Source organism: Streptomyces cellostaticus (genome assembly GCF_001513965.1).
In the GTDB taxonomy this organism is placed as follows: domain Bacteria; phylum Actinomycetota; class Actinomycetes; order Streptomycetales; family Streptomycetaceae; genus Streptomyces; species Streptomyces cellostaticus.
Genome location: NZ_KQ948018.1, coordinates 230,837 through 245,423, shown reverse-complemented (window position 1 = coordinate 245,423; position 14,587 = coordinate 230,837). Strand labels below are relative to the sequence as shown.

9 protein-coding genes are annotated in these 14,587 nt (G+C 67.4%); 1 reads left to right on the top strand and 8 read right to left on the bottom strand.

The genetic code is table 11. From position 1 onward, the window contains the following. Positions 1-327: 327 nt before the first annotated feature. The 6 genes from AQI88_RS10665 to rpsL form a co-directional block, all read right to left on the bottom strand. Positions 328-822, bottom strand: a complete 495-nt coding sequence (locus AQI88_RS10665) for a serine/arginine repetitive matrix protein 2 (protein ID WP_159050332.1) — start codon at positions 820-822, stop codon at positions 328-330. Between the two features lie 51 nt (positions 823-873). Then, complete coding sequence (locus tag AQI88_RS10660; protein WP_066995677.1) at positions 874-3,891, bottom strand: glycosyl hydrolase 115 family protein; 3,018 nt, start codon at positions 3,889-3,891, stop codon at positions 874-876. Positions 3,892-4,091: 200 nt separating this feature from the next. Then, a complete protein-coding gene (tuf, locus tag AQI88_RS10655) occupies positions 4,092-5,285 on the bottom strand; it encodes an elongation factor Tu (protein WP_066995674.1) in 1,194 nt (397 codons plus the stop codon). Between the two features lie 154 nt (positions 5,286-5,439). Continuing rightward, on the bottom strand, positions 5,440-7,566 hold the full coding sequence (fusA, locus tag AQI88_RS10650) for an elongation factor G (protein WP_066995671.1): 2,127 nt from the start codon (positions 7,564-7,566) through the stop codon (positions 5,440-5,442). A gap of 39 nt (positions 7,567-7,605) precedes the next feature. Further along, entirely contained in the window at positions 7,606-8,076 is a 471-nt protein-coding gene (gene rpsG, locus AQI88_RS10645) for a 30S ribosomal protein S7 (RefSeq protein WP_003992340.1), read from the bottom strand. Between the two features lie 2 nt (positions 8,077-8,078). Continuing rightward, entirely contained in the window at positions 8,079-8,450 is a 372-nt protein-coding gene (gene rpsL / locus AQI88_RS10640; protein ID WP_003948652.1) for a 30S ribosomal protein S12, read from the bottom strand. Positions 8,451-8,845: 395 nt separating this feature from the next. Between rpsL and AQI88_RS10635 the strand changes: the two genes are divergently transcribed. After that, on the top strand, positions 8,846-9,775 hold the full coding sequence (locus tag AQI88_RS10635) for a hypothetical protein (RefSeq protein WP_066995668.1): 930 nt from the start codon (positions 8,846-8,848) through the stop codon (positions 9,773-9,775). Between the two features lie 16 nt (positions 9,776-9,791). Here the strand turns inward: AQI88_RS10635 and AQI88_RS10630 are convergent, their stop codons facing one another. Next, positions 9,792-10,445, bottom strand: a complete 654-nt coding sequence (locus tag AQI88_RS10630; RefSeq protein WP_159050331.1) for a hypothetical protein — start codon at positions 10,443-10,445, stop codon at positions 9,792-9,794. A gap of 173 nt (positions 10,446-10,618) precedes the next feature. Continuing rightward, on the bottom strand, positions 10,619-14,518 hold the full coding sequence (locus AQI88_RS10625; protein ID WP_066995662.1) for a DNA-directed RNA polymerase subunit beta': 3,900 nt from the start codon (positions 14,516-14,518) through the stop codon (positions 10,619-10,621). Between the last annotated feature and the right edge of the window lie 69 nt (positions 14,519-14,587).

Sequence of the window (14,587 nt, the reverse complement as noted above, 5' to 3'; positions counted from 1 at the left end):
TCGAGTGAGCCGTCGCGGCGCGGCATGTCCACACGCCCGCGAAGAGCAGCGGAGTTCTCAGGGGCCGCCACGCTCTGCAATGCAATCTTTACGAAGGGCAACCGAACTGCCACCCGGATGAGCCACGGGGGTGAGGAAACGCGCAGGGCTTTCAGGGGGCCGAGGGGTCGGCGTTCCAGTCCACGGGCAGATCGGCACCACAGAAGACACAGACGAAGTCGCCCCCCTCGGCACACTCCCCCGAAGGACGTGCTGATCGTCCGCGCCCCGTCAGTACCGGTCCAGCCCCCCGCTCGTCGAGCAGGGGGTTCCGTTTGCCACCACGCACTAATACAGCGGGCCAGGCGGCGGCCCCCACTGCGGTGGAGGGGCCAACGCGGCGGTGAGCCGGCGGCGGTGGCGGCTGCGGCGGACGGCGGTGACGACGACGATGGTCACGGCTGCGGCAAACGCGGCGAGGAAGCAGCCGACCCCCGCGGCGATGCTGCCGATCGCGGCCCCCACCCGGGGCTTGTCTCCCAGCGCGAACTCGGCCGGCAACTCCGAGGTGCAGGTGAGCGTGTAGTCGCCGCTGCGGCCGGGCTTCACCTCGAAGACGCGCTCCCAGGTCCGGGACCCGACGGTGATGCGGAAGGTCCTGTCCGGCTGGGTCACCGCCCCGGACTGCATCCCCGGAATCCGGCAGTCGACCTGGCCCTTCCCGGGCTGGGAGACGTAGATCGCCTTGGTCTTCCCCTGGACGAAGCCGAAGGTCTGCGCGTCGCCGCTGGAGAAGCTCCGGGCGGTGTCGATCGAGTCCACCGCGTTCTTCACCGTCACCACGATGAAGGCGGTACCGACACCGGCCAGTACGAGCCCCAGCAGTGCTGCTCCTCATATCCTGCGGCTCTCCAGCGGACCCAGGTACAGCGCAGGCAGCCCTCCCGTGTCGATCAGGAGCCGTTGCAGCACCACCGTCGGATCCACCATCCAGAACTTCAACCGGTGCACGCCGGTCTTCGTGAGGGTGTGTGTCGTGGCCGTCGCGTTGATGTTGTCCGACGTGTGCCGCGCCCAGGTCGTGTTCATGAGCCCGTCGTCGGCGCCTTCGTTGATGTCCACCGCCTGGGGAGCCGCTTCGTCGAACGACACCGCGTAGCGCAGGCCTCCCGTCGGCAGTGCCGGGTTCCGTGGGGACACGTACGCCCACACCGTCACCTCACCCGGCCCTGTCAGCAGGCTCACCTCGTACTCCAGGCGGGGGGACGAGGAGCCGCCGGGCGTCTGCCGAGGTGAGGTCACCGGCCACGGAGTCATTCCCGCGCCCGTACGCCCGATGCCGTCGATCCGGCGCCACTGCCCCACCGCGCGGTCGTGGTGCTCCGCGTCGATCGCCACGTACCCGCCCGCCTCCACGAAGCCCCGCAGGCCCCGCCGGGGCGGGTTCTGTGCCGTGCACCCCACCTGCACCGACGTCCCGGCTCCGGTCACCGTCAGCGAACCCTCCGCGCGGCCCGCCGGTGCCCGCGTCCAGTCCACGCGGACCTCCAGCCTGACCTGCTGCTCCACCCGGCCCCGCGGGCAGTCCACCACCAGCCAGGGCACCGAGCTCTCCACCCGGTAGTCGAAGGGCGTACGCCCCCGGTTGAAGATCTCCACGTACTGCTGTGGGCAGGTCTGGTACGGGCTGAACGCGGGGAGGGATGCCTCGCCCGTCGCACCCCCCGGCCACCACTGCCCCGCATCCTCCGCACCGTCCACCGACACGCCCAGCTCCGCCGCCTCCGGCAGCTCGATGCGGCGTACCGCCGGGAAGAGCACGTCGGGCAGTGCCACGTTGTCCTTCTCCGGCTGCTGCCAGCCCGCGTTGGGGCCGTACCGGTCCACATCCCCGTAGTCGATGTGCGGCTGGGTCTGGAAGCCCTTCCATTTGCCGTTCGCCACCGAGGAGTTGAAGCGGTCCGCCAGGGTGAAGTCCCTTGCCAGGGCGGCCTCCGCCTGCGCCGCGCGGTCGTTCGTCGCCGCTCTGCCCTGCTTCGCGTAGAGGAGGTTGGTGAACTCCGCCTCCCGCAGGGCGTACAGGTTCGCGGTCGCCGTCACCTCGTAGCCGGCCAGTTCGAACCATGCGTCCTGCAACCGGGACGGAAGCCGCCGCGCGATGCGTTCCGCCCGGCTGCCCAGCTCCCGCCACTCCTGCGTGACCCGCTCCAGCTCCCGGTGCCCGAAGGAGAACGGGGTCTGCCGGTCGTCGTACACCACCTTGCCGTCGGCCGACGTGATCCGGCGGTTCAGCAGCTCGGGTTTGCGGCGGGCCTGCAGGCTCCCGTACTCCGCCAGCACCGACGCGATCTCCGCCTCCCGGACCGGCCCGAAGTTCTGGCGCGCATACCTCCGCTCCCACTCCCCCAACCGCTCCAGCGGCCAACCCGACGGATTCCAGGCGTAGTTCAGGAAGAACTCCGTCGGCAGTTCGTTGCCCTTCAGGTCCCCTGCGTTCGCCACCCACAGGCCGTGGTTGCCGTACGCGTGCGCCTGGTGGAGCTGGTCCCAGACGTTGCACAGATGGGCCGTGTCGACCCACTTGTAGTTGCGGCCCGCCCCCACGTAGTCGAAGTGGTAGTACAGGCCGTAGCCTCCGGTCCGGGCTCCGTCCGGGTGCTTGCGGATGTTGCCCCAGTTGTCGTCCGTCAGCACGACCGTGACGTCGTCCGGCGCCCTCAGCCCCCGGTCCCAGTACCGCTGCACCTCCTTGTACAGCGTCCACACCTGGGGGGTCTCGGCTGCCGGCTTCCCGGTGACCTCCTCGATGATCTGCCGCTGCGCCGCGATGATCTCCTGCATCAGCTCGATGCCGTCGCCGTCCGGGAGACCGGTGTCGCCGTTCCCGCGCATCCCGAGGGTCACCACGCCCTCGAAGCCCTCGTCCACCATGCGCTGGATGCCGGCTCGCCAGTACGCCCGGATCGCCGCCGCGTTACGGCGGTACGACCACTCCCCGGTCCCGCCGAACGGATCCCTGCCGGCACCCGCATGCCGGTTCCACTCCTCGATCCCCCGCATCATCGGCGCCTCATGGGACGTGCCCATGACAATGCCGTACTCCGCGGCACGCCGGTGGTTCTCCGGGTCGTCCTCCGCGAAGGCCCGGCCCCACACCGCCGGCCACAGGTAATTGCCCTTCAGGCGCAGCAGGACCTCGAACACCCTCGCGTAGAAGTCCGCGTTGAAGCCACCCGGGTAACCCGTCGCCTTCCCCGGCCCGAAGTACGCCGGCGCCCACGTCCCCAGCGCGGGGTTCTCGTCGTTGATGAAGATGCCCCGGTACTTCACCGCCGGGGTGCCCTGCGTGTATCTGCCGGGGCGCACCCACACCGCGTCGCGGTGCACCGGCGGCACGTCGTCCCACCAGTACCAGGGCGAGACGCCGATGCCGTACGAGACGTCGTACGCCCCGAAGATCGTGCCCCGCGGGTCGCTGCCCGCGACGACGAACGCCCGCTCCACCCCGGGCATGGGGTGGTCCACGACCGTCTGGAGGGAGGTCTCCCAGCGTCCCCGCACACCGGAGACGTCCAGCTTGCCCGCCTCGATCAGCCCGTCGATCAGCGGGCTGCGGCCGATGGTGCCGACCAGGACCGGGGAGGGGGCGATCGTCGAGCCGGGCCGGACGCCCGTCACCCGCTCGATGTCGTCCCGGAGGTCCCCCGCGACCCGTACGACCCCGGGGTGATCCTCGGCGCTCACGACCACGGGGGCGCCCACCAGCGAGAACGCGCCGCCCGTGAAGGAGATGTACGACCCCGGGTCCGTCGCCCGGAGATCACCCTCACCCCCGGCCCGTGCGACCCCCGATGCCAGCACCGGCACGACGGCGAGCCCTGCACCCAGCACGGTCCTGCGACGGACAGACATGCCTCACCCCTCCACCCGAACTCCACCCGAATTTAGTCAGCGGCATGACAAATACTGGAGGGGGTGAGGAGGCCGGGGAACCGGTCGTGCGCGCCGAATACTTTCGTAACCGGGCAACGCGAAGGGGCCCGCACGACCGAAGTCGTACGGGCCCCTCCGACAGCTACCAGGTCGAAGACCCGGTCCTGGTCAGTTCAAGATCACTTGGTGATCTTGATGACCTGGCCGGCGCCCACGGTCCGGCCACCCTCACGGATGGCGAACTTCAGGCCCTCTTCCATGGCGATGGGCTGGATGAGCTCCACCTTCATCTCGGTGTTGTCACCCGGCATGACCATCTCGGTGCCCTCGGGGAGGGTCACCACGCCGGTCACGTCCGTCGTACGGAAGTAGAACTGCGGACGGTAGTTGTTGAAGAACGGCGTGTGACGGCCACCCTCGTCCTTGGACAGGATGTAGGCCTGCGCCTCGAACTCGGTGTGCGGGGTGACCGAGCCCGGCTTGATGATGACCTGGCCGCGCTCGACGTCCTCGCGCTTGATGCCGCGGAGCAGCAGACCGACGTTCTCACCGGCCTGGCCCTCGTCGAGCAGCTTGCGGAACATCTCGATACCGGTGACCGTGGTGGTGGTCTTCTCGGTCTTGATGCCGATGATGTCGACGGTCTCGTTGACCTTCAGGACACCACGCTCGATACGGCCGGTGACGACCGTACCGCGACCGGTGATCGTGAAGACGTCCTCGATGGGCATGAGGAACGGCTTGTCGACGTCACGCTCCGGCTCCGGGATGGCGGAGTCGACGGCGTCCATCAGGTCCAGGACGGACTTGCCCCACTCGGCGTCGCCCTCGAGCGCCTTGAGCGCCGAGACCTTGACGACCGGGACGTCGTCGCCCGGGAACTCGTACTCGGAGAGGAGCTCACGGACCTCGAGCTCGACGAGCTCCAGGATCTCCTCGTCGTCCACCATGTCGGCCTTGTTCAGGGCGACGACGATGTACGGAACGCCGACCTGGCGGGCCAGGAGCACGTGCTCCTTGGTCTGCGGCATCGGGCCGTCGGTGGCGGCGACCACGAGGATCGCGCCGTCCATCTGCGCGGCACCGGTGATCATGTTCTTGATGTAGTCCGCGTGACCCGGGCAGTCGACGTGGGCGTAGTGACGCGCCTCGGTCTGGTACTCGACGTGCGCGATGGAGATGGTGATACCGCGCTGGCGCTCCTCAGGAGCCTTGTCGATCTGGTCGAAGGCCGAGGCCTCGTTCAGGTCCGGGTACTTGTCGTGCAGCACCTTGGTAATGGCGGCCGTGAGGGTCGTCTTACCGTGGTCGATGTGACCGATGGTGCCGATGTTGACGTGGGGCTTAGTCCGCTCGAACTTCGCCTTCGCCACGGGGTCCTCCTGTGGAGTGGTTCTGAACGCCTTGCTTCATCGGCGCCAGGTGATCTTTGCTGGAAAGCCCGGGCCCGGGGGCATTCCCCCGCACATGCTGGTGAATGCCCCTCCGGGCTCCGGAGTCAAGCCTAAAGCGTGCGAACGCGGTGCGTTACTCGCCCTTGGCCTTCGCGATGATCTCCTCGGCGACGTTCCGCGGAACCTCGGCGTAGGAGTCGAACTGCATCGAGTAGCTTGCGCGACCCGACGTCTTGCTGCGGAGGTCGCCGACGTAGCCGAACATCTCCGACAGGGGCACGAGGCCCTTCACGACGCGGGCACCAGCCCGCTCCTCCATGGCCTGGATCTGGCCACGGCGGGAGTTGATGTCGCCGATGACCTCACCCATGTAGTCCTCGGGCGTGGTGACCTCGACGGCCATCATCGGCTCGAGCAGCACGGGGCTGGCCTTGCGCGCGGCCTCCTTGAAGGCCTGCGAACCGGCGATCTTGAAGGCGAGCTCGGAGGAGTCGACCTCGTGGTAGCCACCGTCGATCAGGATGACGCGCACGCCGGTCATCTCGTAACCGGCGAGGATGCCGAACTGCATGGCCTCCTGCGCACCGGCGTCGACCGAAGGGATGTACTCCTTCGGGATGCGACCACCGGTCACCTTGTTCACGAACTCGTACGAGGCGTCGCCGCCCTCGATGGGCTCGATCGCGATCTGCACCTTGGCGAACTGACCGGTACCACCGGTCTGCTTCTTGTGGGTGTAGTCCACGCGCTCGACGGCCTTGCGGATCGTCTCGCGGTACGCGACCTGCGGCTTGCCGACGTTGGCCTCGACCTTGAACTCACGGCGCATACGGTCGACCAGCACCTCGAGGTGCAGCTCGCCCATACCACCGATGATGGTCTGGCCGGTCTCCTCGTCCGAGTGGACCTGGAAGGACGGGTCCTCCTCGGCCAGGCGCTGGATCGCGACGCCCAGCTTCTCCTGGTCGCCCTTCGACTTGGGCTCGATGGCGACCTGGATGACCGGAGCCGGGAAGTCCATGGACTCCAGGATCACCGGCTGCTTGTCGTCGCACAGCGTCTCACCGGTCGTGGTCTGCTTCAGACCCATGACGGCGATGATGTCGCCGGCGCCCACCGACTCGATCTCCTCACGCTTGTTCGCGTGCATGCGGTAGATCTTGCCGATGCGCTCCTTCTTGCCCTTGACGGAGTTCAGCACCGAGGTGCCGGACTCCAGGCGGCCCGAGTAGACCCGGACGAAGGTGAGCTTGCCGAGGTGCGGGTCGCTCATGATCTTGAACGCCAGCGCGGACAGGGGCTCGTCCTCGGACGGCTTGCGCTTGACGACCGTCTCCGGGTCCTTGACGTCGTGGCCCTCGATGGCCTCGACGTCCAGGGGGGAGGGGAGGTAGCGCACGACCGCGTCGAGCAGGGGCTGAACGCCCTTGTTCTTGAACGCGGTGCCGCAGAACACCGGGGTGACCGTGGTGTCCTTGGACTTGCCGGACGCGATGGTGATGCGACGGATCGCGGCGTACAGCTGCTCCACGGAGGGCTCGGTGCCCTCCAGGTACAGCTCCATGATCTCTTCGTCGTTCTCGGCCACGGCCTCGAGCAGCTTGCCGCGGTACTCCTCGGCAGCCTCGGTGTGCGTGTCCGGGATGTCGACGACGTCGTACATCTCGCCCTTGGTGGCCTCGGCGGACCAGACCAGGGCCTTCATCGTCACGAGGTCGACGACGCCCTTGAAGTCGGCCTCGGCACCGATCGGGAGCTGCATGACGATCGGCTGAGCGCCGAGGCGGTCAGAGATCATGTCGACGCAGCGGTGGAACTCGGCACCGGTCCGGTCGAGCTTGTTGACGAAGCAGATACGCGGAACGCCGTAGCGGTCCGCCTGACGCCACACCGTCTCGGACTGGGGCTCAACGCCGGCGACGCCGTCGAACACCGTCACGGCACCGTCGAGCACGCGCAGGGAACGCTCCACCTCGACGGTGAAGTCGACGTGGCCCGGGGTGTCGATGATGTTGATGGTGTGGTCGACGTCTTCCAGCGGCCAGTGACAGGTGGTGGCAGCAGAGGTGATCGTGATGCCACGCTCCTGCTCCTGCTCCATCCAGTCCATGGTGGCAGCGCCGTCGTGGACCTCACCGATCTTGTAAGACACACCGGTGTAGAACAGGATCCGCTCGGTGGTGGTCGTCTTGCCCGCGTCGATGTGAGCCATGATGCCGATGTTGCGCACCTTGGCCAGGTCAAGTGAAGTGGTAGCCATAAGGCTTCAGTCTTCTCTCGGTCTCGATGTGGGTAGCGACTACCAGCGGTAGTGCGCGAAGGCCTTGTTGGACTCGGCCATCTTGTGGGTGTCCTCGCGCTTCTTCACAGCGGCACCAAGGCCGTTGGAGGCGTCGAGAAGCTCGTTGAGCAGACGCTCGGTCATGGTCTTCTCGCGACGGGCGCGGGAGTAACCGACCAGCCAGCGCAGCGCGAGCGTGTTGGCACGACCGGGCTTGACCTCGATCGGAACCTGGTACGTCGCACCACCGACACGGCGGGACTTGACCTCGAGGGTCGGCTTGATGTTCTCCAGCGCGCGCTTCAGCGTGATGATCGGGTCGTTGCCCGTCTTCTCACGCAGACCCTCCATGGCGCCGTAGACGATGCGCTCGGCGGTGGAGCGCTTGCCGTTGAGCAGCACCTTGTTGATGAGGGAGGTCACCAGAGGAGAACCGTAGACCGGGTCGATGATGACCGGGCGCTTCGGGGCGGGGCCCTTACGAGGCATTCTTACTTCTCCTTCTTGGCGCCGTAGCGGCTGCGGGCCTGCTTGCGGTTCTTGACACCCTGGGTGTCGAGCGAACCACGGATGATCTTGTAGCGAACACCCGGCAGGTCCTTCACACGGCCGCCGCGCACGAGCACGATGGAGTGCTCCTGCAGGTTGTGTCCCTCACCCGGAATGTAAGCGGTGACCTCGATCCCGCTGGTCAGACGCACACGCGCGACCTTACGCAGGGCCGAGTTCGGCTTCTTCGGGGTGGTCGTGAACACACGCGTGCAGACGCCACGACGCTGAGGGGAACCCTCGAGTGCGGGCGTCTTGTTCTTCTCGACCTTGTCCTGCCGGCCCTTACGGACCAGCTGCTGGATCGTAGGCACTACTTCTCCGGTTTCTGTGTGCCGAATGGTGAAGCTAACCTGGAACTTCGCCGACCCACGCGGTCGGGTGTGTCGAATCCCGCGGACCTTTGCCGCCAGGCGAAAAAGGGCGCAGATTACGGTGGCCGGTGACGACTCGCCGTGCGGTCGAAGGCACGCACGGGAGCCAGGGCACACCCCAGGCACAAGGTCTGAGCGTACCTAGCTCATTCGCTGTGGTCAAAACAAATGGAACCCGACGGCCTCGGCCTGCGAACCATGTCAAGCCGCTGTACGCTACATGATCTTCGAATCGGCGATCGGTGCCTCTCACGACACCCTGAGTGCCGGGCGCGGTCAGCCAAGCGGAGGGACTCCGCGTGCGGGTCCGGCAGCGCGCGAACAGACTGAGGGCCATGCCCGCGCCACAGGGACCGCCGGCCGGCCCCGAGCCCCCGCCTCCGCGCTCCCCCCTGTCGACGTTCGGGGAGAAGGTGGCGTACTTCGCGGCGCCGGGGACCGTCGCCTTCGCTCTGCTCTACTACTTCGGCAGCGTGTACGTCAGGTCCTACTACTCCGCCCTCGGCGTGGTGCCCGAGGATCTCGGGATGTCCGTCCAGAACGTGGTGGCCAGCAGCACGAGCGCGATCTTCTTTCCCCTGTGTGTCCTGCTGGCGGGCGGGCTGATCGTGTTCCTGGTGTTCGGCTGGCTGGGACGGGCGCTGGCCGGGCCGGAGCATGACGTGCACCGCCGCACGGCGATCACCGTGCTGCTTGCCGTCGGAGTGGCCATGGTGCTGGTGGGCCTCCCGGGCTTGTTCTCGTACCTGGTGCTCCCTTTCCCGGCGGGCTGGCCGCGCATCTTCATGCCGGCCCTGGTGGTGGCCGTGGGGTCCACGCTGGCCGTCTGCGCCGCCCATCTGCGGCTGAGCCGGAGCACCGGGGTCGCGGTCCGGCAGGACCCCGCCGGTGACCGTGTGTGGCTGGCCGTCGGCACGCTGCTCATCGGATTGCTGACGGTGAGCCTGTTCTTCGACATGGCGCAGTACGCGGTGGTCGCCGGTCGCAGCGATGCCAGGCTGGACGCGAGGAGGGGATACCAGGACAGCCCGTTCGTGGTGATCCATTCGCGGGTGCCCCTCACCCACCACGCCAAGAACATCAAGTTCAACGACCACGGCAGCACGAGCGGGCCGTACCGGTACGAGTACCTGGGCTTCCGCCTCCTCGCGAAGTCACCGACCCGCTTCTACCTGGTCTCCTACGCCTCGCGCTGGAAGGACCGCCGTGTGGTGGTGCTGCCCGACGACCGCACGGCCTGGCTGGAGATCCGCAGCCCTGGCTGAAACGCCGGTGCTACGTCTACGGCGCCGGCGTTTCGTCTTCGGACGAGGTCGGCGGCTCGGTGGTGATGGGCTCGTCGGTCGTCGGCTCGTCGGTCGTGGACTCCGGGGTGGTCGGGCCCGTGTCCGGCGTCGGACCCTCGGTCGCTTCGCCGTGGATGGCGGCGGTGATGGTGGAGCCGTCGGCCAGCATGAGCGTCAACTCACCGGTGTACGGGCCCGGTTGCGTCGGCGTGTACTGGAAGATCAGGTTGCAGCCCTCCGGGGGGACCTCGCCCAGACACTTCTCGATCATCTCGGCTTCTTCGCCCTCGATCGTGCCCTTGACGTCCTGCAGGGGCGTGGTGCGCTCCTGCTTCGATACCTGGAGGTCCACGTCCCCCTGGACCGGCTTGCCCACCTGCGTCGGCGGAAGCTCGATGTCCGACGCGGAGGGCTCCTCGGAGTCACTGCCCAGGAAGATCTGGCCGTCCGTCTCGTCCCCGTCCGAGGTCGTCCCGGACTCGTCCGGGGTCGGCGTCTCGGTCCCGTCCTCCTCCGATCCGGTGGACACGGTCTCGGTGGGCTCGGGAGACGGATGCCCGTCGTTGTCGCCGCCCCCGCACGCCGCCGTCGCCGCCAGCGCGGTCAGCGCCGCCGCCTCGGCGAGACGCCGGGCCATCGCTGAAGTCATGACGTCGGCACCTCCGCGTCCGCTCGGCCGGTCCGGCACAACCTCGCACACCGGCAGCCGGGAAGGCACGGGCGGCCGTCGCCGACACGGAGCGATCACTCGAACGCCAGACCCGAACAAGCCGAAGGGCGGTCACCCCACAGGGTGACCGCCCTTCAGTTCAAACAGCTCGCTTACTGGTTGTACGGACCGTAGTCGTAGTCCTCCAGCGGAACGGCCTGGCCGGAGCCGGTGCCGAACGGCGAGTAGTCGATGTCGTCGTAGCCGACGGCCGAGTACATCGCGGCCTTGGCCTCCTCGGTCGGCTCGACCCGGATGTTGCGGTAGCGGGACAGGCCCGTACCGGCCGGGATGAGCTTACCGATGATGACGTTCTCCTTGAGGCCGATGAGGCTGTCGGACTTGGCGTTGATCGCCGCATCCGTCAGGACTCGGGTCGTCTCCTGGAAGGAGGCGGCCGACAGCCAGGATTCCGTCGCCAGCGAGGCCTTGGTGATACCCATCAGCTGCGGACGACCGGAGGCCGGGTGACCGCCCTCCTGGACCACACGACGGTTCTCGGTCTCGAACTTCGAGCGCTCGACCAGCTCGCCGGGCAGCAGCTCGGCGTCGCCGGACTCGATGATCGTCACACGGCGCAGCATCTGCCGGATGATGATCTCGATGTGCTTGTCGTGGATCGACACACCCTGCGAGTTGTACACCTTCTGGACCTCGCCGACCAGGTGGACCTGGACGGCACGCTGACCCAGGATGCGCAGCACGTCGTGCGGGTTGGTGGCACCCACGGTGAGCTGCTGGCCCACCTCGACGTGGTCGCCCTCGCGGACCAGGACCTTGGCGCGCTTCGAGATCGGGAACGCCGTCTCGTCGCTGCCGTCGTCCGGCGTGATGACGATCTTCTTGGTCTTCTCCGTCTCCTCGATCCGCACGCGGCCCTGGGCCTCGGAGATCGGGGCGACACCCTTCGGGGTACGGGCCTCGAAGAGCTCGACGACACGGGGCAGACCCTGGGTGATGTCGTCACCGGCCACACCACCGGTGTGGAAGGTACGCATCGTCAGCTGGGTACCGGGCTCACCGATGGACTGGGCGGCGATGATGCCGACCGCCTCACCGATGTCGACCAGCTTGCCGGTGGCGAGCGAACGGCCGTAGCACATCGCGCAGGTGCCGACGGCGGACTCGCAGGTCAGGACCGAGCGGGTCTTGACCTCCTCGACGCCACGGCCGACGAGCTCCTCGATGAGGACGTCGCCCAGGTCGGTGCCGGCCGGGGCCAGCACCTGGCCGTCGACCACGATGTCCTCGGCGAGGCAGCGCGCGTACACCGACGTCTCGACGTCGTCCGTCTTGCGCAGCACACCGTCCGCGCCCCGCTCCGCGATCTTGAGCTTGAGGCCGCGGTCGGTGCCGCAGTCCTCCTCACGGATGATGACGTCCTGGGAGACGTCGACCAGACGACGGGTGAGGTAACCCGAGTCGGCGGTACGCAGAGCGGTGTCCGCCAGACCCTTACGGGCACCGTGCGTGGAGATGAAGTACTCCAGCACGGACAGGCCCTCGCGGAACGACGCCTTGATCGGACGCGGGATGGTCTCGTTCTTCGCGTTCGACACCAGACCACGCATACCGGCGATCTGCCGCATCTGCATCATGTTTCCTCGGGCACCCGAGTCAACCATCATGAAGATGGGGTTCGTCTTGGGGAAGTTCGCGTTCATCGCCTCGGCGACCTCGTTGGTCGCCTTGGTCCAGATCGCGATGAGCTCCTGAGTGCGCTCTTCCTTGGTGATCAGACCGCGCTCGTACTGCTTCTGGACCTTCTCGTCCTGCGCCTCGTAGCCGCGAACGATCTCCTTCTTCGCCTCGGGAACGACGACGTCGGAGATGGCCACGGTGACACCGGAACGGGTCGCCCAGTAGAAGCCGGACGCCTTCAGGTTGTCGAGCGTCGCCGCCACGATGACCTTGGGGTAGCGCTCGGCGAGGTCGTTGACGATCTCGGAGAGCTGCTTCTTGCCCACCGAGTAGTCGACGAACGGGTAGTCCTCGGGCAGCAGCTCGTTGAAGAGCGCACGGCCCAGGGTGGTGTTCAGGCGGAAGCTGTCACCCTGCTGCCACTCCGGCTCACCCTCCTCGCGCGCCGGCGGGGTCCAGCCGCGCGGCGGGATGGTGCCCACCGGGAAGCGGATGTCGACCGGCGACTGCAGCGCGAGCTCGCCGGCGTCGAACGCCATGATCGCCTCGGCCGTGGAGCCGAACGCGCGGCCCTCGCCCTTGGTGTCACGCAGCTCGCCGTCCGTGGTGAGGAAGAACAGACCGAGGACCATGTCCTGGGTCGGCATCGTCACCGGACGGCCGTCGGCCGGCTTGAGGATGTTGTTCGAGGACAGCATCAGGATGCGGGCCTCGGCCTGCGCCTCCGCGGACAGCGGCAGGTGCACGGCCATCTGGTCACCGTCGAAGTCCGCGTTGAACGCGGTGCAGACGAGCGGGTGGATCTGGATGGCCTTGCCCTCGACCAGCTGCGGCTCGAAGGCCTGGATGCCGAGGCGGTGCAGGGTGGGAGCACGGTTCAGCAGCACCGGGTGCTCGGCGATGACCTCTTCGAGGACGTCGTACACGACGGTGCGGCCGCGCTCCACCATGCGCTTGGCGCTCTTGATGTTCTGCGCGTGGTTCAGGTCGACCAGGCGCTTCATCACGAACGGCTTGAAGAGCTCCAGCGCCATGGCCTTGGGCAGACCGCACTGGTGCAGCTTCAGCTGCGGACCGACGACGATCACGGAACGCGCGGAGTAGTCCACACGCTTACCGAGCAGGTTCTGACGGAATCGACCCTGCTTACCCTTCAGCATGTCGCTGAGGGACTTCAGCGGACGGTTGCCGGGGCCCGTGACCGGGCGACCACGACGGCCGTTGTCGAAGAGCGCGTCGACGGCCTCCTGAAGCATGCGCTTCTCGTTGTTCACGATGATCTCGGGGGCACCGAGGTCAAGGAGTCGCTTCAGACGGTTGTTGCGGTTGATCACACGGCGGTACAGGTCGTTCAGGTCGGAGGTCGCGAAGCGGCCACCGTCCAGCTGCACCATCGGACGCAGGTCCGGCGGGATGACCGGCACGCAGTCGAGGACCATGCCCTTGGGGCTGTTGGAGGTCTGCAGGAAGGCAGACACGACCTTCAGCCGCTTCAGCGCACGGGTCTTCTTCTGGCCCTTGCCGGTACGGATGATCTCGCGGAGACGCTCGGCCTCCTCCTCGAGGTCGAAGGACTCCAGGCGCTTCTGCAGCGCCGCAGCACCCATCGAACCGTCGAAGTACGTGCCGAAGCGGTCACGCAGCTCGCGGTAGAGCAGCTCGTCGCCCTCGAGGTCCTGGACCTTGAGGTTCTTGAACCGGGTCCACACCTCGTCCAGGCGGTCGATCTCGCGCTGCGCACGGTCGCGCAGCTGCTTCATCTCGCGCTCGGCACCCTCGCGCACCTTGCGGCGCACGTCGGCCTTGGCACCCTCGGCCTCCAGCTCGGCCAGGTCGGCCTCGAGCTTCTTGGCGCGGGCCTCCAGGTCGGAGTCGCGGCGGTTCTCGACCTGCTGGCGCTCGACGGAGACGTGCGCCTCCAGGGAGGGCAGGTCGCGGGTGCGGCGCTCCTCGTCGACGTACGTGATCATGTACGCCGCGAAGTAGATGACCTTCTCGAGGTCCTTCGGCGCCAGGTCCAGCAGGTAGCCGAGGCGCGAAGGCACACCCTTGAAGTACCAGATGTGCGTGACGGGAGCGGCAAGCTCGATGTGGCCCATCCGCTCACGGCGCACCTTGGCGCGCGTGACCTCGACGCCACAGCGCTCACAGATGATGCCCTTGAAGCGGACGCGCTTGTACTTGCCGCAGTAGCACTCCCAGTCCCGGGTCGGACCGAAGATCTTCTCGCAGAAGAGTCCGTCCTTTTCGGGCTTGAGGGTGCGGTAGTTGATGGTCTCGGGCTTCTTGACCTCGCCGTGGCTCCACTGACGGATGTCGTCAGCGGTGGCCAGGCCGATCCGGAGCTCGTCGAAGAAGTTGACGTCGAGCACTATGCGTCAATCCCTCTCAGGGTCGAAAGTCTTTGGTCTGAAACGGGGGCCTGGGGGTCGGCGGGGCCC

Excerpts from the sequence above, each read along its gene's own strand:
- AQI88_RS10660 (WP_066995677.1), bottom strand. The coding sequence starts at position 3,891 with ATGTCTGTCCGTCGCAGGACCGTGCTGGGTGCAGGGCTCGCCGTCGTG.
- fusA (WP_066995671.1), bottom strand. The coding sequence starts at position 7,566 with ATGGCTACCACTTCACTTGACCTGGCCAAGGTGCGCAACATCGGCATC.
- rpsG (WP_003992340.1), bottom strand. The coding sequence starts at position 8,076 with ATGCCTCGTAAGGGCCCCGCCCCGAAGCGCCCGGTCATCATCGACCCG.
- AQI88_RS10635 (WP_066995668.1), top strand. The coding sequence starts at position 8,846 with ATGCCCGCGCCACAGGGACCGCCGGCCGGCCCCGAGCCCCCGCCTCCG.
- AQI88_RS10630 (WP_159050331.1), bottom strand. The coding sequence starts at position 10,445 with ATGACTTCAGCGATGGCCCGGCGTCTCGCCGAGGCGGCGGCGCTGACC.